Raw genomic sequence first — 19,282 nt, 5'->3', positions numbered from 1 at the left:
AAAAGGTAAAAAGAACCGACGAGCGGTGGCGGCGCACTCCATGCGGCCATGACGGCCCCCTTCTCCCTGCGGATATTTAAACATCTGCATCATTTCCTACCTCGTTACACACTGTGTCGTTAACTGAAGCCCCGTTGCCGCCTGCGCTCCTTAACGCGGCATCCGGGAATGGCTGGGCTCCCAGCAAAAACGTCCGACCAGGCTCCGCTCAGGCCGTATGATGCTACTCGTGATAACGCTAAGCTGCCCCCTGCGGGGCGGCAATCAGGCGTTTTTCAACATCCACTCGATTTCGGTTTCCGTGATCAGCCGCTCAAACTGCAGTAATTCGTCGTTTTTACAGGCGTGATAAACGTGGCAGAAACGTTCGCCAAGCCGCTCGCGCAGGTGATCGTTTTGCATAAACTCCCACAGCGCATCGCTCTGGCGAATCGGGAACGGCAGCCCCTCCTGCTCAAGGCCGTTGCCTTCCACCTCTTCCTGTAGCGGCAGCGGATTATCCAGACCGTGGAGGATGCCGGCGAAAATCGCCGCCATCACCAGGTACGGGTTGGCGTCCGCCCCGGCCACGCGATACTCGACGCGGTGGTTGTGCCGATCGCCGCACGGAATGCGCAGCGCCACCGTCCGGTTGTTGTGCCCCCACGACGCCTGGGTCGGCACGTACATTCCCGGCTGGAAACGACGATACGAGTTGACGTTCGGCGCCAACAGCGCCATCGACGCCGGCATCAGGTCAATCATCCCGGCGAGCGCGCGTTTTAACATCGCGGAATCTTCGCCGTCCGCGTCCGCCAGCACGTTCTCGCCTTTGTTGTTCTGCATGCTGATATGGATATGCATCCCGCTACCGGCGTGCTCTTCATAGGGTTTGGCCATAAAAGTGGCGTGCATCTTATGCTTCTCCGCCATCAAACGCACGAGACGTTTTAACGCCAGCGCGTCATCGCAGGCGTCGAGCACGTTATCGGTATGGTGGAGGTTGATTTCAAACTGACCGGGAGAGGCTTCCGCCACCGCGCCGTCCGCCGGGATCAGCTGGAGCTGGGCGATCTCATCGATTTCGTTCAGCACGTCGGCAAAGTGGTTGAGGTTGTCGACGGAGTAAACCTGACTCTGGGTATTGCGATCGCCGGTTCCCGGCGCGCACGGCGGCTGCAGGTAGCCTTCCGCGTCGCGCTTGCGGTCAAGTAAATAGAACTCCAGCTCTACCGCTACCACGGGGAACAGCCCGCGCTGGCGCAGCTGCTGCCAGAGCCGGTTCAGAACGTTCCGCGGCTCAACGTCAAAGGGAGCGCCATCTTCATCAACCATGGTCAGCAGAACCTGACCGATGTATTCCGGGTCCGCCGCTGACGGCGTTAAGGTTCCCAGCACCGGTACGCAGGTGCGATCCGGTTCGCCCATCTCCTGGCCGAGTCCCGCCTCTTCCACCACGTTGCCGAGAATGTCCATCGCGAACACCGAAGCCGGGAAATAGCAGCCCTTCTCCAGTTTGCTCAGGCCGGACACCGGGATCCGCTTACCGCGGAAGCAGCCGTTCAGGTCGGTTAACAGTACATCTACGTATTGCGTATTGGGGTAACGCTCGAGGTAGCGCTTCACTTCCCAGGTGAACGCGCTGACCCGTCTCTCTTCCGACTGCTGAACAAAATTCTCAACTTCTACGATATTGGTTTCCATGATTCACCGCCGTTGTTTTAGTTTCGGACCCTGAATGGCACTGTTAAATATAATGTCCACTCTTCGAATGTGTATGCAAACAAATTGTTTGTCAAATGTTAAATTAAGTTTGCAAAGGGCTATATCCACTGCTAGATTGAGAAAATATTGAACGAAATGGCCGTTTTACCCGCTAATCCGGTCATAATTTAGTCCACTTTGTGAGGGCGATCATGGAAAATATAATGTACAAGCCAGTTATTGGCGTGGTGATGTGTCGAAACAGGCTTAAGGGTCACCAGACCCAGACTCTGCAAGAGAAGTATCTGAACGCGATTGTTAACGCCGGCGGCGTGCCGATTGCCCTGCCGCACGCGCTGGCGGAGCCGGAACTGCTTTCCGCGCTACTGCCAAAACTGGATGGCATTTATCTGCCCGGCAGCCCGAGCAACGTACAGCCGCACCTCTATGGTGAAAACGGCGATGAGCCTGACGCCGATCCCGGGCGTGATCTTCTGAGCATGGCGCTGATCGACGCCGCGCTCGAAAGGCGCATCCCCATTTTCGCCATCTGCCGTGGACTACAGGAACTGGTTGTCGCCACCGGCGGGACTCTGTATCGTCGTCTGTTCGAGCAGCCTGAGCTTCTTGAACACCGCGAGGACCCCGAACTTCCCGTCGAGCAGCAATATGCGCCCTCGCATGAAGTTCAGGTTCAGGAAGGAGGATTACTTTCTCAGTTAATACCGGGCTGCAACACGTTTTGGGTAAACTCGTTACACGGACAGGGAGCGAAAACCACGGGTCCACGGCTGCGCGTGGAGGCGCGTTCTCCGGACGGGCTGGCGGAAGCGGTCAGCGTTAACGACCATCCTTTCGCCCTCGGCGTGCAGTGGCATCCTGAATGGAACAGTAGCGAATACGCCCTGTCGCGAATGTTGTTTGAGGGTTTTATCACCGCCTGTCAGAACTATGTCGCCGAAAAACAGCGACTCTGACCACTACCGTTAAGGAAATGCAAATATGAGCGATGACGGACTGGCGCCAGGGAAACGTCTGTCAGAGATCCGCCAACAGCTGGGTCTCTCACAGCGTCGTGCCGCCGAACTGTCTGGGTTAACACATAGTGCCATCAGCACCATAGAACAGGACAAAGTCAGTCCTGCCATCAGTACGCTGCAAAAGCTGCTGAAAGTCTACGGGCTGTCGCTCTCGGAATTCTTTTCTGAACCAGAAAAACCGGCTGAACCCCAGGTGGTTATCAATCAGGACGATCTGATTGAAATCGGCAGTCAGGGGGTGTCGATGAAGCTGGTTCATAATGGCAATCCGAACCGCACGCTGGCGATGATTTTTGAAACGTACCAGCCTGGAACCACAACCGGGGAGAGGATCAAGCATCAGGGTGAGGAGATAGGCACCATACTGGAGGGTGAAGTCGTGCTGACCATTAACGGTCAGGCGTATCACCTGGTGGCTGGGCAAAGCTATGCCATTAACACCGGCATACCGCATAGCTTCAGCAACACCTCGGCGGGTATCTGCCGAATCATTAGCGCCCATACTCCCACCACATTCTGATTTTTTAGCCTGAGGTTTTCTCAGGCTTTCTTCAGGCCTGCGCCGCCGGGGATTCATTCCGGCGGCGCGAAGAAAACGCTAGTTCACCTTGCGCAATGCGGAAAAAGGTATTCCGCTGGCCCCGGATAATTCACGCCCGTTAACGGGCAATTTACACGGTAATCAACCCCGGGGACGCCCTGCGCCCTGAGGGTCAGAAATAGCCAATTTTTATCTTTTCCCGATTACGTTATTAAGGAGTCATGATGGATTTTCACAACCTGGCTTACTGGCAACAAAAAGCACGCGAACTGACGATTGAGACACGCTTATTTATTAACGGCGAATACAGCGCCGCCGCCGATAATAGCGTGTTTGCCACCATCGACCCGGCAGCGCAGCAGACCCTTGCCGAGGTCGCGCGCGGCAAAAAGGCCGACGTCGATCGCGCGGTCCAGGCCGCCCGCGGCGTTTTCGATCGCGGCGACTGGTCGCAGGCGTCTCCTGCCCAGCGCAAAGCGGTGCTGACAAAATTCGCCGACCTGATGGACGCCCATCGCGAAGAGCTGGCGCTGCTGGAAACCCTCGACACCGGCAAGCCGATTCGCCACAGCCTGCGCGACGATATCCCCGGCGCCGCCCGTGCGATCCGCTGGTATGCCGAAGCTATCGATAAAGTCTACGGCGAAGTCGCCCCCACCGGCGGCAACGAACTGGCCATGATCGTCCGCGAACCGATTGGCGTGATTGCGGCGGTGGTGCCGTGGAATTTCCCGCTGCTGCTGGCCTGCTGGAAGCTTGGCCCGGCGCTGGCGTCCGGCAACAGCGTGGTGCTCAAGCCGTCGGAAAAATCCCCGCTTACCGCCCTACGTCTGGCGGGCTTAGCAAAACAGGCCGGACTGCCGGACGGCGTATTTAACGTGGTGAGCGGTTTCGGCCATGAAGCCGGTCAGGCGCTAGCGCTGCATCCGGACGTCGAAGTGATTACCTTTACCGGCTCCACCCGCACCGCTAAACAGCTACTGAAGGACGCGGGCGACAGTAATATGAAACGCGTCTGGCTGGAGGCGGGCGGCAAAAGCGCCAATATCGTCTTTGCCGACTGCCCGGATCTACAAAAAGCAGTCAACGCGACCGCCGGCGGTATTTTTTACAACCAGGGCCAGGTCTGTATCGCCGGTACCCGCCTGCTGCTGGAAGAGAGCATCGCCGACCGCTTTCTCGATCTCCTGAAAGAGCAGGCAAAGGGCTGGCAGCCGGGCAATCCACTCGACCCGAATACCACTATGGGCATGCTGATCGACAACACCCATGCCGATAGCGTCCACAGCTTTATTCGCGCCGGCGAAGCGCACAGCACGCTGCTGCTGGACGGGCGCAAAAATCCGTGGCCCGCGGCGGTCGGCCCGACCATCTTCGTCGACGTCGACCCCGCCTCCCCGCTCAGCCAGGAGGAGATCTTCGGCCCGGTGCTGGTGGTGACTCGCTTTAAAAACGAGGAGCAGGCGCTGGCGCTGGCCAACGATAGCCGCTACGGCCTCGGCGCGGCGGTCTGGACCCGCGATCTCTCCCGCGCTCACCGCGTCAGCCGCCGTCTGAAAGCCGGCTCCGTCTTCGTGAACAACTACAACGATGGCGATATGACCGTGCCCTTCGGCGGCTACAAGCAGAGCGGCAACGGACGCGATAAGTCCCTGCACGCGCTGGAAAAATTCACTGAACTGAAAACTATCTGGATTGCCCTGGAGTCTTAATCATGAGCGAACATACCACCAGCTATTACGCCGCCAGCGCCAACCGCTATGAGCCGTTCCCGACGCTGGGCGAATCAATCAGCTGCGACGTCTGCGTCGTCGGCGGCGGCTATACCGGCCTCTCATCGGCGCTGCATCTGGCCGAAATGGGCTACGATGTGGTGCTGCTGGAAGGCGCGCGCATCGGCTTCGGCGCCAGCGGGCGTAACGGCGGCCAGCTGGTTAACTCCTATAGCCGCGATATCGACGTTATCGAAAAAACCTACGGTCCGGACGCGGCGAAAATGCTCGGCAGCATGATGTTTGAAGGCGGCGACATTATTCGCGAGCGCATCCAGCGCTATCAAATCCAGTGCGACTATCGCCCCGGCGGGCTATTTGTCGCGCTGAACCATAAACAGCTGGAGACGCTGGAAGAGCAGAAGGCGAACTGGGAGCGCTACGGCAATACCCAGCTGGAGCTGCTGGATGCCAGCGCCATTCGCCGCGAAGTGGACAGCGACCGCTACGCCGGCGCCCTGCTGGACCACAGCGGCGGCCATATTCATCCGCTGAACCTGGCGATTGGCGAGGCGGACGCCATTCGGCTAAACGGCGGTCGGGTTTACGAACAATCACCGGTCACCCGCATTCAGCACAGCAGCCCGGCGGTGGTGACTACCGAACGCGGGCAGGTTACCGCCCGCTATGTGATCGTCGCCGGTAACGCCTATCTCGGCGATAAGCTCGAGCCGGAGCTGGCGAAACGCAGCATGCCGTGCGGCACCCAGGTGGTCGCCACCGCGCCGCTGGCTGAGGATCTGGCGCGCTCGCTGATCCCGAAAAACTACTGCGTGGAGGATTGTAACTACCTGCTGGATTACTACCGTCTGACCGCCGATAACCGCCTGCTGTACGGCGGCGGCGTGGTGTACGGCGCGCGCGATCCGGACGACGTTGAGCGGCTGATTATGCCGAAGCTGCTGAAAACCTTCCCGCAGCTGCAGGGGGTGAAAATCGACTATCGCTGGACCGGCAACTTCCTGCTGACCCTCTCAAGGATGCCGCAGTTTGGCCGCCTCGATAACAATATCTATTATATGCAAGGCTACAGCGGCCACGGCGTCACCTGTACCCACCTCGCCGGACGGCTGATTTCGGAGCTGCTGCGCGGCGACGCCGAACGTTTCGACGCCTTTGCGAAGCTACCGCACTATCCGTTCCCCGGCGGGCGCAGCCTGCGCATTCCATTTACCGCCATGGGCGCGGCCTACTACAGCCTGCGCGACAGGCTCGGCGTTTAATCCCCCCGGCCGACGGCGCCTGCCGTCGGCAATGTTGCCTCGTCGTCCTGCTGCGGAAAGCGCTGGCGGAAGTAGCGGCGTAAAAACTCCACGGTGGTGCGAATTTTGGCCGAGGTCGCCAGCCGCGAGACGTATACCGCCCAAATATTGGCAGGCTGGTAATACTCCGGCAGCAGATGCACCAGGTTGCCGCTGGCGATATTTTCCCTGACGTCCCACCACGAGCGCAGCGCGATCCCCTGCCCCTCGAGGCACCACTGATGGACGATTTCGCCGTGGTTTGACGACAGCGGCCCGGTCACCTTGATGGCGTGCTCGCCCTCTTTATCGCGCAGCTGCCAGACGCCAAAGGGCCGGTCGCGCTCTTTGATCACCAGGCAGGGTAAGGCGGCAAGGTCGCTAAGCTGCTTTGGCGCCGGGTGACGGGCGATAAATTCCGGCGAAGCACAGAGAATTCGATGGTTGGTAGCAAGCTGGCGGGCAATCAGGTTAGGAGCGATGTCGTCGCCGACGCGAATATCCAGATCGACGCCTTCATTGGCTAAATCCACCAGCCGGTCGGCGACGTCGAAACGGATCTCCAGCTGCGGGTAGCTACGGGCCAGCTCGGAGAGCGCCGGCGCGACTACCCGCCGGCCAAAGCCAAAGCTGCTGATAATCCGCAGCGTCCCCTGCGGCACCTGCCGCGCATCGGAGAGCTCATCCATCATCTGATCGACGTCCTGCAGGATGCGCAGCCCCCATTCGTAGATGCGCTCCCCCTCTTCGGTGATAGCGACGCGTCGGGTGGTGCGGTGCAGCAGCTGGACGTTGAGCGTTTGCTCCAGCAGCGACACGCGCTTGCTGACGAAAGCCGGAGAGACCCCCAGCTCTTCAGCGGCGGCGGCAAAACCGGCGCGGCGGACAACCAGCATAAAGACGCGCAAATCGTTCAGCAGCGGCAGATTATTCATGATTCGTGTTTTATGTTTCACCAGTTGGCGGGATTAATTATGAATCAGTCAATTATAGGATAGAGATGAAGTCAATTTCCCTTACCTGAAACTGAGAACAATGATGAATAAAACCTTACGTATTGCCGCCATCCCCGGCGATGGCATCGGTAAAGAAGTGCTGCCGGAAGGCGTCCGCGTGCTGCAGGCCGCCGCCGAACGCTGGGGGCTGGCGTTAAGCTTCGAGCACTTTGAGTGGGCCAGCTGCGACTATTACGCGCAACACGGCGCCATGATGCCCGACGACTGGCGCGCACAGCTGCAAACGTTCGATGCGATCTACTTCGGCGCGGTCGGCTGGCCGGATATCGTGCCGGATCACATCTCCCTGTGGGGCTCGCTGCTAAAGTTCCGCCGCGAATTTGACCAGTACGTCAACCTGCGTCCGGTGCGCCTGTTCCCCGGCGTCCCCTGCCCGCTGGCGGGTAAGCAGCCCGGCGATATCGATTTTTACGTGGTGCGCGAGAATACCGAAGGGGAATACTCCGCCCTCGGCGGGCATGTGAATCCGGGGACCGAACATGAAGTGGTGATTCAGGAGTCGGTATTTACCCGCCGCGGCGTTGACCGCATTCTGCGCTACGCTTTTGAATTAGCGCAAAGCCGCCCGCGCAGAACGCTAACGTCGGCGACCAAATCCAACGGTCTGGCCATCAGCATGCCCTTCTGGGACCAGCGCGTCGAAGCGATGGCGCAGGAATACCCGGAGGTGAAATGGGATAAACAGCATATTGATATTCTGTGCGCCCGCTTCGTGCTGCAGCCTGAGCGTTTTGACGTGGTGGTCGGCTCCAACCTGTTCGGCGATATTCTCTCCGACCTCGGTCCTGCCTGTACCGGCACTATCGGCATTGCTCCGTCGGCGAATCTCAACCCGGACCGCACCTTCCCGTCGCTGTTTGAAGCGGTGCACGGTTCCGCGCCGGATATCTACGGCAAAAATATCGCCAACCCGATTGCCACCATCTGGGCCGGCGCGATGATGCTCGACTTCCTCGGCAACGGCGACGCGCGCTATCAGGCCGCCCATGACGGCATTCTGGCGGCGATTGAGCAAACCATCGCCAGCGGACCGAAGACGCCGGATATGCAAGGCACCGCCTCCACCCAGCAGGTGGGCGAAGCGATTTGTCAGGCGATTGCCGCACACCAGGTCTCCCGGCAGACGGCTGGTAACCCGTAGCCCCGGTAAGCGCAGCGCCACCGGGGAGATAACTACAGCTCCAGCTCGCGCTGCAGCAGCGCCGCGATCGCCTCGCTGCTCTGCGCCGTCACCAGCGATTGCCGGAACTCCGCATGCATAATGCGCCGCGCCAGCCGCGAGAAAATACGCATATGCTGATCGCCCGCCGAATGTTTGTTCAGCGTCAGCATAATCACAAACTGCGCCTCGTCGTCGCCCCACGCTACCGGCTGCGCCAGGCGGGCGACGCTGATGGTCGACTGCTCGATATGCTCCGATTTACTGTGCGGAATGGCGAAGCTAAAGCCCAGCCCGGTGGAGAACACCGCTTCGCGGGCCCACAGATCGGCTTCCAGCTTACGCGGGTAGCGGCAGCGCCCGGCCAGCAGCAGATTGTCGGTCATACCCTTAATCACCTCCTCTTTACTGCGCCAGTCGCTGTTCAGCGTAATGCACTGAGGGGTAATCAGCGGCGCGTCCTGCTGGGTCATGCGGAACTGGGCCAGCAGGTGCTCGACCTCCAGCGAAGTACGGCACTGCATCGCCTGATTCAGCAACTGACGGCAGGCGCGGCTATCGAGCTGCGCCAGACGCGCCTTGGTCGCGGGGATCGACGGCGCGCTCATGCTTAGCTCATCGAGCCCCAGCCCTACCAGCAGCGGCAGCACCGAGCCTTTGGCCCCCAGCTCGCCGCACAGGCCGATCCATTTACCCTGACGATGCACCGCCTGAACCGCATAATCCAGCGCGCGCAAAAAGGCCGGGTTAAGGCTGTTGTAGTGGCGCGTCACCTTGGCGTTATCGCGATCGACCGCCAGCAGATACTGGGTCAGGTCGTTACTGCCGATACTAAAGAAATCAATCTCTTCGCAGCACTGATCGATGATAAACATCACCGACGGCACTTCGAGCATAATGCCCAGCGGGATCTTCTCATCAAACGGAATATGTTCGCTGCGCAGCGACTGTTTGGCATCCGCCAACTGCTCCTTCACCCACAGAATCTCCTCCATCGAGGAAATCATCGGGATCATGATTTTCAGCGCGCCGTGCGCCGAGGCGCGCAAAATCGCCCGCAGCTGGGTGCGGAACAGCGCCTGATACTCTGCGTAAATACGTACCGCCCGGTAGCCGAGAAACGGGTTGTTCTCCGCCGGAATGTTGAGGTAGGCCACCGGCTTGTCGCCGCCGATATCCATAGTGCGGATGATAATGCCGCGCCCGTTAGCCGGCTCCAGCGCCTGGCAAAATATGTTGTAGAGCTCGTTTTCCGAGGGCGCGCTGGGCCTGTCCATATAGAGCATTTCGGTGCGGAACAGGCCTACCGACTGTGCGCCGTTGTTGAAGGCCGCCGTCGCCTCTACCGAATGGGCGATATTGGCCGCCACTTCCAGACGAATCCCGTCTTCCGTACGCCCCTCTTTATCCAGCCAGGCCTGCTGCTGGCGGCGGATCTGCGCCTGCACCCAGGCCTCCTGCTGATAGTAGCGCGCCACCGCTTGATTGGGATTGACCACCACCAGCCCGGCGTTACCGTCAATCTGCACTCGCCGATCGACCCACGGCAGCAGCGCTTCCATATCGACACCTACCAGAGTGGGAATATTGAACGAACGCGCGAGGATCACCGTATGTGAAGTGGTGCCGCCGCTGCGCAGCAGCAGGCCTTTAAGCAGGGTTTTATCCAGCTCAAGAAACTGGCTGGGAGTGAGTTCATCGGCGAGGCAGATGGCCTCTTCCGTCAGCTTACCCGGCGCCGGGAAGCGCGCTTCGCCGTAGATATGCTGGAGCAACTGGAAGCAGACGTCGCGAACGTCCAGCACGCGCTCCTGCAAATAGCTGTTGCCGGATGCGCTGAACTGGGCGCAAAAATGTTCACCGCTAGCGACCACCGCTTCGGCGCAGCTCAGGCCGCTCAGCAGCCCGTCCAGCAGGTGCTGGCGCAGCGAAGCGTCGGTGGCCAAGGAGCGATGCGCTTCAAGGATCGCGCTGGCGGTGCCGTCGTTATCCAGCAGGCGGAACTCAATGTTTTTCACCAGCAGCGTTAGCCCTTTATCCAGCGCCGCCTGCTCCTGTTCGATGGCGCCCGCCGCCGGTAGCGCGCCTAAATCGCGCAGATCGAGGGACTTAAGATGGGTGAGCCTGCCGCCCGCGCTGCCGGCGCAGACCGGTAAGGCGTGAAACAGCGTGGGATTGAGGCGCGAGAGGGATTCAGGAACCGGCTGAACATCCATCTGCTCAGCCGTCGGCAGCGGCGCATCGCAGTGCGGAAATTCGTCGCGGATAAACGCCGATAGCGCGGCGAACGCCTGTTCTTCGTCCTCTCCGCTGACGATCAGCTCACAGCGGTCCCCCTTCAAGGTATTGGTGCCGATAATCGCCAGCGCGCTTTTCGCGTTCCCGCGCCCTTCCGTGCGGATATTTAACCATTCGACCGAAGACGAAAAAGTATTGCACAGCGTTTCGACCAGGCTTGCCGGGCGCGCATGTACGCCGTTGGGCAAATCACATATGAATTCAATTACCAGAGCCATCGCCTTCCTCCTGAATAATGCGTATTAGCCAAAAGGTAAAGAAAGAAGCCGCCCGCCACTACGTGATAAAAGTGGTAATTACTGGATAATTGTATGCCAGACTCTTTTTTATGCTCGTGGTCACAAATCGCCCTATTAACGGCGTCAAAAACCCGCCAGAACTAAGATTTGAGGTGGATCGCAATTTTCTTCTCGTCTTACAAATATCCAGTAAATGCACTTTTTCTCTACTATTTTATGCGCCGCCCTTTTTCTAAGGTTGAGACATCAACTCAGTCACGGGCCACGCAGCGCTCAGGAGAAAAACAATGAATGAACTGGTGCAAATATTAAAAAATACACGCCAGCACCTCATGACCGGGGTGTCACATATGATCCCGTTTGTCGTGTCCGGTGGGATCTTGCTGGCAGTCTCCGTCATGTTGTACGGCAAGGGCGCGGTGCCCGATGCCGCCACCGACCCTAACCTGAAAAAACTGTTTGATATCGGCGTGGCCGGGCTGACGCTGATGGTGCCGTTTCTGGCAGCCTATATCGGCTACTCCATCTCCGACCGCGCGGCGCTGGCCCCCTGCGCCATCGGCGCCTGGGTCGGCAACAGCTTCGGCGCCGGCTTCTTCGGCGCGCTGATTGCCGGGATCATCGGCGGGCTGGTGGTCTACTACCTGAAGAAGATCCCGGTGCACAAAGTGCTGCGCTCGGTGATGCCCATCTTCGTTATCCCGATTATCGGCACCTTTATAACCGCCGGGATCATGATGTGGGGTCTCGGCGAGCCGATTGGCGCGCTGACCGCCAGTCTGACCGGCTGGCTGCAGGGCATGCGCGAAGGCAGCATCGTGATTCTCGCCATCATTATGGGTCTGATGCTGGCCTTCGACATGGGCGGTCCGGTGAATAAAGTCGCCTACGCCTTCATGCTGATTTGCGTCTCGCAGGGCGTTTACAGCGTGGTCGCTATCGCCGCCGTCGGCATCGCCGTGCCGCCGCTGGGCATGGGCCTGGCAACGCTGATTGGGCGCAAATACTTCTCCGCTGAAGAGCGAGAAACCGGTAAAGCCGCGCTGGTGATGGGGTGCGTTGGCGTCACCGAAGGGGCGATTCCCTTCGCCGCCGCCGACCCGCTGCGCGTTATCCCGGCCAACATGATCGGCGCAGCCGCCGGCTGCGTCACCGCCGCGCTGCTCGGCGCCCAGTGCTACGCCGGCTGGGGCGGGCTGATCGTGCTGCCGGTGGTTGAAGGTAAAGGCGGATTTATTGCCGGTCTGGCGGTGGGCGCCATCGTCAGCGCCGCCTGCGTCATCCTGCTCAAAGCCCTTGCGAAAAAGAAAACGTCAGACGCCAAAGCCGATGACGAGATGGATCTTGATTTCGAAATTAACTGAAACAGTGGAAGGAATATTGTATGACCAAAATTATCGCCGTTACCGCTTGCCCGTCTGGCGTCGCCCACACCTATATGGCCGCCGAGTCGCTGGAGAGCGCCGCTAAAGCCAAAGGCTGGCAGGTCAAAGTCGAGACTCAGGGCTCCATCGGTATTGAGAATGAACTGACGGCGGAAGACGTCGCCAGCGCCGATCTGGTGATCCTGACTAAAGATATCGGTATTAAGTTCGAAGAGCGTTTTGCCGGTAAAACCATCGTGCGCGTCAATATCAGCGATGCCGTGAAGCGCGCCGAAGCCATTATGAACAAAATCGACAGCCACCTTTCACAGAATGCCTGACCGAAAGCACGGGGCGCGACCTGCGCCCCGCAAAATAACATGGAGTTTGTCATGACTAATCGCACTCAACGCTTAAAAGACCGTCTGTTCGCCAACCCGCGCGAAATCTCCCTCGAGCGGGCCCTGCTCTACACCGCCAGCCATAAACAGACCGAGGGAGAGCCGGTGATGATCCGCCGGGCGAAAGCGACCGCATGGGTTCTCGACCATGTGCAGATTTCGATTCGTGATGATGAACTGATTGCCGGTAACCGCACGATCAAGCCGCGCGCCGGGATTATGTCCCCGGAAATGGACCCCTACTGGCTGCTTAAGGAGCTGGACCAGTTCCCGACCCGCCCGCAGGACCGCTTCAATATTAGCGAAGAAGATAAGCGCATCTACCGCGAAGAGCTGTTCCCCTACTGGGAAAATCGCTCGATGAAGGACTTCATCAACAGCCAGATGACCGATGAAGTGAAGACCGCCGTCAGCACGCAGATTTTTAGCGTTAACCAGACCGATAAAGGCCAGGGGCATATCATTATCGACTACCCCCGCCTGCTGGAAAACGGCCTCGCCGCGCTGGTGGCGGAGCTTAAGGCGTTGAATAAGCAGCACCCGCAGAACAGTTTTTATCAGGCGGTGCTGATCCTGCTGGAAGCCTCCCAGCGCCATATTCTGCGCTATGCCGCGCTGGCCGATGAGATGGCCGCCGGCTGCGTTGACCCGCAGCGGCGCAAAGAGCTGGAAACCATCGGCGAAATTTCGCGCCATAACGCGCTGCACCGCCCGGAAGACTTCTGGCAGGCCTGCCAGCTGTTCTGGTATATGAACATCATTTTGCAGTATGAATCCAACGCCAGCTCCATTTCGCTGGGACGCTTTGACCAGTACATGCTGCCGTACTATCAGGCGTCGTTGAATCGCGGCCAGGATCCGCAGTTTCTTCAGGAGCTGCTGGAGTCGCTGTGGGTGAAGTGCAACGATATCGTCCTGCTGCGCTCCACCAGCAGCGCGCGCTACTTCGCGGGCTTCCCGACCGGCTATACCGCCCTGCTCGGCGGCCTGACCGAGACCGGACGCAGCGCGGTCAATATCCTGTCGTTTTTATCCCTCGACGCCTACCAGAACGTGCGCCTGCCGCAGCCGAACCTCGGCGTGCGGGTCAACGAGCTGATCGACCGTCCGTTCCTGCGCAAAACCGCCGAAACCATTCGCCTCGGCACCGGCATTCCGCAAATCTTTAATGATGAAGTGGTGATCCCGGCGTTTCTCAACCGCGGCGTCTCGCTGGAAGACGCGCGGGATTACTCGGTGGTCGGCTGCGTTGAGCTGTCGATCCCGGGGCGCACCTACGGCCTGCACGATATCGCCATGTTTAACCTGCTGAAGGTGATGGAAATCGTGATGCTGGAAAACGAAAGCAATCCTGATATCACCTGGGATGGGTTGATTAATCAAATCCGCGACAAGATTCGCTATTACATTAAGCTGATGGTCGAAGGCAGCAATATTTGCGATATCGGCCACCGCGACTGGGCGCCGGTTCCCCTGCTCTCTTCCTTTATTGAAGACTGCGTGCAGCACGGCCAGGATATTACCGAAGGCGGCGCGCGCTATAACTTCTCTGGGGTGCAGGGTATCGGCATCGCCAACCTCAGCGACTCGCTGCACGCGCTCAAAGGGATGGTGTTTGAGCAAAAACGCCTGAGCTTCGCCGAGCTGATCGCGGTGCTGAAAGCCAACTTCCAGACGCCGGAAGGCGAAAAGATCCGCGCGCGCCTGATCAACCGCTTCGAGAAATACGGCAACGATATCGACGAAGTGGACAACATCAGCGCCGATCTGCTGCGCTTCTACTGCAAAGAGGTTGAGCGGTATCAGAACCCGCGCGGCGGTCATTTCACGCCGGGCTCCTATACCGTCTCCGCCCACGTGCCGCTGGGGTCGGTGGTTGGCGCGACGCCGGACGGACGCCTGGCCGGGGAGCAGCTGGCGGACGGCGGGCTGTCGCCGATGCTCGGCCAGGACGTGCAGGGGCCGACCGCGGTGCTCAAGTCGGTCAGCAAGCTGGATAACTTTCTGCTCTCCAACGGGACGCTGCTGAACGTCAAATTCACCCCGGCGACCCTTGCCGGCGACAGCGGCCTCAACAAGCTGGCCGACTTTCTGCAGGCCTTCACCAAGCTGAAGCTACAGCATATTCAGTTCAACGTGGTCAACGCCGACACCCTGCGCGAAGCCCAGCAGCGGCCGCAGGACTTCGCCGGTCTGGTGGTGCGCGTCGCCGGCTATAGCGCCTTTTTTGTCGAGCTGTCGCAGGAGATTCAGGATGACATTATCCGCCGCACCGCGCATCAGCTGTGAGGTGATGGAAACGCGCGCCGATAAGGCGCGCATTTTTAACATCCAGCGCTACTCTTTGAATGACGGTCAGGGGATCCGCACCGTCGTGTTTTTTAAAGGCTGCCCGCACACCTGCCCGTGGTGCGCCAATCCGGAATCGATCTCGCCGAAAATTCAGACCGTACGCCGCGAGAGCAAGTGCCTGCGCTGTTCCCGCTGCCAGCAGGACGTGGTCGAGTGTCCCTCCGGCGCGTGGGAGCAGATTGGCCGCGACGTCACCCTGGATAATCTGCTTAAAGAGGTGCTGAAGGATGAGGTCTTCTTCCGCGCCTCCGGCGGCGGCGTCACCCTATCGGGCGGCGAGGTGCTGATGCAGGCCGAGTTTGCCGCGCGTTTTCTGCGCCGCCTGCGCGAATGGGGAGTGAGAACGGCGATTGAAACGGCGGGCGATAGCGCCTTCAGCCGTTTTTTTCCGCTGGCGCAGGCGTGCGACGAAGTGCTGTTCGATCTGAAAATCATGGATGAAGCGCTGGCCCGCGAGCAGCTGCGGATGAATATGCCGCGGGTGCTGGATAACTTCGCCCGTCTGGTGGACGCGCATATTCACGTGATCCCCCGGGTGCCGCTGATTCCGGGGTTCACGCTTAACGAAGAGAATTTCCGCCAGATTCTGGCTTTTTTGGCCCCCTTTAAGCTGCCCGAAATTCATCTTCTGCCGTTCCATCAGTACGGCGAACCCAAATATCACTTACTGGGAAAAACATGGTCGATGTTGATGATTAAAGCGCCCGCGGAATCTGAGATTCAACCATTCAAGACGCTGGCCGAACGGGCCGGTTTTAGCGTGACCGTCGGCGGATAACGCCTGGAGGATGCTATGGATTTCACTATCGTTGCCGTCACGGCCTGCGTCAGCGGCGTCGCTCACACCTATATGGCGGCCGAGCGGCTGGAAAAAGTCGGCCACCAGGAGAAATGGAATATCAAAATAGAAACCCAGGGCGCGTTGGGGGTGGAGAACAAAATCACCGCTGAGGATATTGCCCACGTCGATGTCGTTCTGCTGGTGACGGATATTGAAATTGACGATGCCCAACGTTTTCACGGCATCCGCACCATTAAGACCAGCATTAAAACCTTTCTGCTGCAGCCGCAGCAGATTGTCGAGGCGGTGAAATGCATTATGAAAAAACCGGTGGTGTATATTGAGATCCCGTGAGCGCACCTGTGATTTTGTAGCCCGGGCAAGGCGCTTGCGCCGCGGCCCGGGGAAATAACACTTCGGCAGTTTCAGGTTTTCCCCGGTCACGCTGCGCTTACCGGGGCTACAATTCCACGCGATTCTTACTCCACGGCCAGCAGCCATTTCTGCGCGGGCGTCAGGCGGCTGGCGGTTTCCGGCGTCAGCCAGCGCTGCTGATCCTGCTGTGCGGTATCCGCCCTGTCGATATATAAACCGTGCAGCACGCGCCTTCTGCTGCCGACGCGGTTGCGCGTCCCGCCGTGCCAGGCGTGGGCGTTATAAATCATCACGCTGCCCGCCGGCGCGGCGAACACCACCTCATCAGGATGCGCCAGCTCCGGGTCGTCCAGCACTTCTTCCGGCAGCTCCGGGCGAAGATGCGTGCCGGGAATAATGCGCGGCGCGCCGTTTTCCGCGCTCAGGTCATCAATGGCCCAAATGGTATTCACCAGATGCACTTTCGGAAAATCGGGACGCGGCTTTTTCCAGTCCGCATGCAGCGGCTGATGGCCGCCGTTAAACAACGCTTCCCGCGCGTTCAGGCTGGAGACTTTAAAATCGCCCTGAAAAACATGCCGACAGGCGGAGAGAATCAGCGGGTGGGACCAGACCTTTTCCCAAATCGCGCCTTTGTTAATCAGGTTGGCGATGCGGGTTGCCGTCGCTTCCTGGTGGTGCTCCATCGCCAGATTATCGCCCTCTCTCTCGACGATGGCGTCGATAAGCGCGCGCATCGCCGCCAGCCACTCCGCGTCCGCCACGTTATGCACGACGGTGTAGCCCAGGGTATCCAGCTCCTGTTTCATTGTCGGGCTCAGCGCAACGTTCGCCCCCAGCGCATCCAGATAAACCGCAGATTGTTGTTCCATATTTATATTCCTTAACTTATCGATAACACAAAACAAACTCTAATCTGCGGCGGGCGGGAATACATGAGGCCAAAACTACGAAAAACTGGACAAGCGTACGCGGCAGAAAAAAGTGTGATGGCCATCAAAATCCAGCTTTTCCGCCTTCCAGCAGGGCCATCATTCGCGAAGTCGCCTGATACAGAACAAACCTGTGCAGATAAAATAGATTATAATCAACAGGATAATTGCTCTCTTCTAAGGCGTACGGAATGATTGACGATCTGGCGGATATTTTAAATCGTTTAGTAAATCAGAAAGATAATCTGCACGTCAGGTTCCCCGACCCGGATATCTCCGAGCCCGCGCTGGCGTTTAAGGTGCCCTTTCCACGGCTGGAAATTGTGCTCGAGGGTGAGCTTAAGGAGAGCGGGCTGCCGCTGTCGGAGACGATGCTCTCCGCCTCGCAGGTACTCTACGTTCAGGCGGGTAAATGGACGCTGCCGGAATGGACCGCGCCGGCATCGACGTTAAGCATTCTGTTTGGCCGCCAGAAGCTGGGGTTTTGCGTTCAGCACTGGGACGGCAGGCAGCTGCGCACGGAAAAGCAGAACGTCGCCCGCCTGGGGCCGCGCGTGGGCTCCTACCTGCTGCTGTCGCTCAATGAAATCTGCCTGCAGCCGGACCCGGTGACCGCCCGGCTGGTCGTCTCTGCGCTGTTAAGCCACTGCCTTGAGCAACTGGTCGGGCTGGAGATGCGCGTCAGCCGCAGCCGCGATCTGTTTCTGGCGGTACAGGATTATCTCGAAGAGCATCTCAGCCAGCCGCTGACCCGCGAGTCGGTGGCGAAACGCTTTCACATTACGCCCAACTATCTTTCGCATATATTCCAGAAATCCGGCTCCGTCGGTTTTAACGAGTTTCTCACCAGCGTCCGCCTGGAAAAGGCGAAAAAACTACTCCGCGGCTACGACCTTAAGGTCAAAGAGATCGCCCACAACTGCGGGTTTGTCGACAGCAACTATTTCTGCCGGGTGTTTAAACGCTATACCGAGCGCTCTCCGTCCGAATATCGCCGCCACTGCCGCAGCGCGCAGCAGGGATAGTTCACACGGCCCATTCCACTCGCCCGCGGCCGTTATTTTTTGCCTTATAGAGCGCGTCATCGACCTTTTTAATAAACTGATTCTGCGGCTCGTCTTTATGCCGCAGGCCAACGCCAATGCTAATCGACAGCGGGTTGTCGTGGTTGATCAGGATTGCCCGGGCGTTTTGCAGAATAGACTGCGCCAGTTCATCCACTTCCTGCGCCGACAGGCCATCAACGATAATGGCAAACTCTTCGCCGCCAATCCTCGACGGCAGTACCTTATCGCTGGTGAGTTTCGCCAGCTGTTTGCCGAGGGCAAACAGCACTTCGTCCCCCACCAGATGACCGTAGGTGTCATTAATTTTCTTAAAGTAGTCGATATCAACAATCATCAGCGCCTGCGTATTCCCCGCCTTTTCGCGGACGGTATCGATAAAGAAGCGGCGGTTTGGCAACTGGGTCAGCTCATCCTTAAGCGATTGAGAACGCGCGTCGACGTACAGGAGATTGATGCGCTCAATGATTTTGTAGACCCCGACCGCGCTCAGCAGCATGCCGGTCAGACGCAGCAGATCTTCACAGTAGTATCCCATCCAGCGCGGCTGGCGGAAGATTTCGTCCATCAGATCGAACGTGCCTCCGGCAATCCATAGCAGCAGCCCGTAGCGTACCCAGTTGACCGCCACGTGGTTCATGCGCACCTTGGTTGAGCTCCAGAGCATAAACAGCAGAAAAAGCAGCGCCAGAAGATCGATATACATACCGGGATTAGACAAAATCACGCGCCACGGTCCCAGCGGCGGCGAGACGAACGCGCACAGACCCGATACGGCGGCGATCGCCAGCAGCGCCGGAAAGATATGGGTTCGGGAAATAGAAGACGAGGGTTGAATATGGATGTTTTTTTCGCGTTCGGCCATGGTCAGGTCTCTTTACAGCGCGGCTTGCCAGGGCGTTAGCATAACAGCGGAAAGCGTTTGCGCGAACTGTAAAGGCGCGCGGGCGGGCGACAGGGAGCGGATTTCCACTTATCCCGCGTAGCGTATTAGATGAAATTGTTATCGAAGCGGGTTCGCGCA

At 58.8% G+C, this 19,282-nt stretch carries 16 protein-coding genes; 11 read left to right on the top strand and 5 right to left on the bottom strand.

Going from position 1 to position 19,282, the window contains the following annotated elements; all coding sequences use genetic code 11:
- Positions 1–264 precede the first annotated feature (264 nt).
- Positions 265–1,683: a glutamate-putrescine ligase gene (puuA, locus tag BWI76_RS10710; protein WP_004131267.1), complete on the bottom strand. Its 1,419-nt coding sequence runs from the start codon at positions 1,681–1,683 to the stop codon at positions 265–267.
- Between the two features lie 224 nt (positions 1,684–1,907).
- On the opposite strand from puuA, the gene puuD reads away from it, so the two are divergent.
- The 4 genes from puuD (at position 1,908) to BWI76_RS10690 (ending at position 6,259) form a co-directional block, all read left to right on the top strand.
- The gene (puuD, locus tag BWI76_RS10705) at positions 1,908–2,660 is read left to right on the top strand and encodes a gamma-glutamyl-gamma-aminobutyrate hydrolase (protein WP_162685309.1); all 753 of its coding nucleotides are present in this window, start codon (positions 1,908–1,910) and stop codon (positions 2,658–2,660) included.
- Between the two features lie 25 nt (positions 2,661–2,685).
- The gene (gene puuR / locus BWI76_RS10700) at positions 2,686–3,243 is read left to right on the top strand and encodes an HTH-type transcriptional regulator PuuR (RefSeq protein WP_004849766.1); all 558 of its coding nucleotides are present in this window, start codon (positions 2,686–2,688) and stop codon (positions 3,241–3,243) included.
- A gap of 245 nt (positions 3,244–3,488) precedes the next feature.
- Entirely contained in the window at positions 3,489–4,976 is a 1,488-nt protein-coding gene (puuC, locus tag BWI76_RS10695) for an aldehyde dehydrogenase PuuC (protein ID WP_024359584.1), read from the top strand.
- Positions 4,977–4,978: 2 nt separating this feature from the next.
- Complete coding sequence (locus tag BWI76_RS10690; protein WP_004871338.1) at positions 4,979–6,259, top strand: NAD(P)/FAD-dependent oxidoreductase; 1,281 nt, start codon at positions 4,979–4,981, stop codon at positions 6,257–6,259.
- Here the strand turns inward: BWI76_RS10690 and BWI76_RS10685 are convergent.
- Positions 6,256–7,233 carry a LysR substrate-binding domain-containing protein gene (locus BWI76_RS10685; RefSeq protein ID WP_186439788.1) on the bottom strand — a complete coding sequence of 326 codons (978 nt, stop codon included), beginning with the start codon at positions 7,231–7,233 and terminating at the stop codon, positions 6,256–6,258. The two genes, BWI76_RS10690 and BWI76_RS10685, sit on opposite strands and share 4 nt — an antisense overlap.
- 82 nt (positions 7,234–7,315) lie before the next feature.
- Here BWI76_RS10685 and BWI76_RS10680 point away from each other — a divergent pair, with 82 nt between their 5' ends.
- The gene (locus BWI76_RS10680; protein ID WP_064371830.1) at positions 7,316–8,434 is read left to right on the top strand and encodes a tartrate dehydrogenase; all 1,119 of its coding nucleotides are present in this window, start codon (positions 7,316–7,318) and stop codon (positions 8,432–8,434) included.
- Positions 8,435–8,466: 32 nt separating this feature from the next.
- Here the strand turns inward: BWI76_RS10680 and ptsP are convergent, their stop codons facing one another.
- Positions 8,467–10,968 carry a phosphoenolpyruvate--protein phosphotransferase gene (gene ptsP, locus BWI76_RS10675; RefSeq protein ID WP_064371674.1) on the bottom strand — a complete coding sequence of 834 codons (2,502 nt, stop codon included), beginning with the start codon at positions 10,966–10,968 and terminating at the stop codon, positions 8,467–8,469.
- A gap of 308 nt (positions 10,969–11,276) precedes the next feature.
- Between ptsP and BWI76_RS10670 the strand changes: the two genes are divergently transcribed.
- From BWI76_RS10670 to BWI76_RS10650, 5 genes are read left to right on the top strand one after another with little or no spacing between them, the layout of a single operon-like run.
- Positions 11,277–12,353: a PTS fructose transporter subunit EIIC gene (locus BWI76_RS10670; protein ID WP_004131253.1), complete on the top strand. Its 1,077-nt coding sequence runs from the start codon at positions 11,277–11,279 to the stop codon at positions 12,351–12,353.
- Positions 12,354–12,373: 20 nt separating this feature from the next.
- Positions 12,374–12,694, top strand: coding sequence for a PTS fructose-like transporter subunit IIB (locus tag BWI76_RS10665; protein ID WP_004871348.1), 321 nt, complete (start codon positions 12,374–12,376; stop codon positions 12,692–12,694).
- A 51-nt stretch (positions 12,695–12,745) separates the two neighbouring features.
- Positions 12,746–15,043, top strand: a complete 2,298-nt coding sequence (locus BWI76_RS10660; RefSeq protein WP_024359589.1) for a formate C-acetyltransferase — start codon at positions 12,746–12,748, stop codon at positions 15,041–15,043.
- Positions 15,009–15,884, top strand: a complete 876-nt coding sequence (locus BWI76_RS10655) for a [formate-C-acetyltransferase]-activating enzyme (RefSeq protein WP_004871356.1) — start codon at positions 15,009–15,011, stop codon at positions 15,882–15,884. The genes BWI76_RS10660 and BWI76_RS10655 overlap by 35 nt, the downstream gene beginning before the upstream one ends.
- Positions 15,885–15,899: 15 nt before the next feature.
- Positions 15,900–16,241 carry a PTS fructose-like transporter subunit IIB gene (locus BWI76_RS10650; RefSeq protein ID WP_004871359.1) on the top strand — a complete coding sequence of 114 codons (342 nt, stop codon included), beginning with the start codon at positions 15,900–15,902 and terminating at the stop codon, positions 16,239–16,241.
- A gap of 125 nt (positions 16,242–16,366) precedes the next feature.
- On the opposite strand, the gene BWI76_RS10645 is transcribed toward BWI76_RS10650, so the two are convergent.
- Positions 16,367–17,134 (bottom strand): phytanoyl-CoA dioxygenase family protein, encoded by a 768-nt coding sequence (locus BWI76_RS10645; RefSeq protein WP_004871361.1) that lies wholly within the window; start codon positions 17,132–17,134, stop codon positions 16,367–16,369.
- 251 nt (positions 17,135–17,385) lie between these two features.
- On the opposite strand from BWI76_RS10645, the gene BWI76_RS10640 reads away from it, so the two are divergent.
- Complete coding sequence (locus BWI76_RS10640; RefSeq protein WP_004871363.1) at positions 17,386–18,219, top strand: helix-turn-helix transcriptional regulator; 834 nt, start codon at positions 17,386–17,388, stop codon at positions 18,217–18,219.
- Between the two features lies 1 nt (position 18,220).
- On the opposite strand, the gene BWI76_RS10635 is transcribed toward BWI76_RS10640, so the two are convergent.
- Complete coding sequence (locus BWI76_RS10635) at positions 18,221–19,123, bottom strand: GGDEF domain-containing protein (RefSeq protein WP_004871366.1); 903 nt, start codon at positions 19,121–19,123, stop codon at positions 18,221–18,223.
- Positions 19,124–19,282 lie beyond the last annotated feature (159 nt).

The organism is Klebsiella sp. M5al (assembly GCF_002090195.1).
In the GTDB taxonomy this organism is placed as follows: Bacteria; Pseudomonadota; Gammaproteobacteria; order Enterobacterales; family Enterobacteriaceae; genus Klebsiella; species Klebsiella grimontii.
This window is presented reverse-complemented; position numbering and strand designations above follow the sequence as displayed.

Bases quoted from the DNA above. Each gene is read 5' to 3' on its own strand.
- puuA (WP_004131267.1), bottom strand. From the start codon at position 1,683: ATGGAAACCAATATCGTAGAAGTTGAGAATTTTGTTCAGCAGTCGGAA.
- puuD (WP_162685309.1), top strand. From the start codon at position 1,908: ATGTACAAGCCAGTTATTGGCGTGGTGATGTGTCGAAACAGGCTTAAG.
- puuR (WP_004849766.1), top strand. From the start codon at position 2,686: ATGAGCGATGACGGACTGGCGCCAGGGAAACGTCTGTCAGAGATCCGC.
- puuC (WP_024359584.1), top strand. From the start codon at position 3,489: ATGGATTTTCACAACCTGGCTTACTGGCAACAAAAAGCACGCGAACTG.
- BWI76_RS10690 (WP_004871338.1), top strand. From the start codon at position 4,979: ATGAGCGAACATACCACCAGCTATTACGCCGCCAGCGCCAACCGCTAT.
- BWI76_RS10680 (WP_064371830.1), top strand. From the start codon at position 7,316: ATGAATAAAACCTTACGTATTGCCGCCATCCCCGGCGATGGCATCGGT.
- ptsP (WP_064371674.1), bottom strand. From the start codon at position 10,968: ATGGCTCTGGTAATTGAATTCATATGTGATTTGCCCAACGGCGTACAT.
- BWI76_RS10670 (WP_004131253.1), top strand. From the start codon at position 11,277: ATGAATGAACTGGTGCAAATATTAAAAAATACACGCCAGCACCTCATG.
- BWI76_RS10665 (WP_004871348.1), top strand. From the start codon at position 12,374: ATGACCAAAATTATCGCCGTTACCGCTTGCCCGTCTGGCGTCGCCCAC.
- BWI76_RS10660 (WP_024359589.1), top strand. From the start codon at position 12,746: ATGACTAATCGCACTCAACGCTTAAAAGACCGTCTGTTCGCCAACCCG.
- BWI76_RS10655 (WP_004871356.1), top strand. From the start codon at position 15,009: ATGACATTATCCGCCGCACCGCGCATCAGCTGTGAGGTGATGGAAACG.
- BWI76_RS10650 (WP_004871359.1), top strand. From the start codon at position 15,900: ATGGATTTCACTATCGTTGCCGTCACGGCCTGCGTCAGCGGCGTCGCT.
- BWI76_RS10645 (WP_004871361.1), bottom strand. From the start codon at position 17,134: ATGGAACAACAATCTGCGGTTTATCTGGATGCGCTGGGGGCGAACGTT.
- BWI76_RS10640 (WP_004871363.1), top strand. From the start codon at position 17,386: ATGATTGACGATCTGGCGGATATTTTAAATCGTTTAGTAAATCAGAAA.
- BWI76_RS10635 (WP_004871366.1), bottom strand. From the start codon at position 19,123: ATGGCCGAACGCGAAAAAAACATCCATATTCAACCCTCGTCTTCTATT.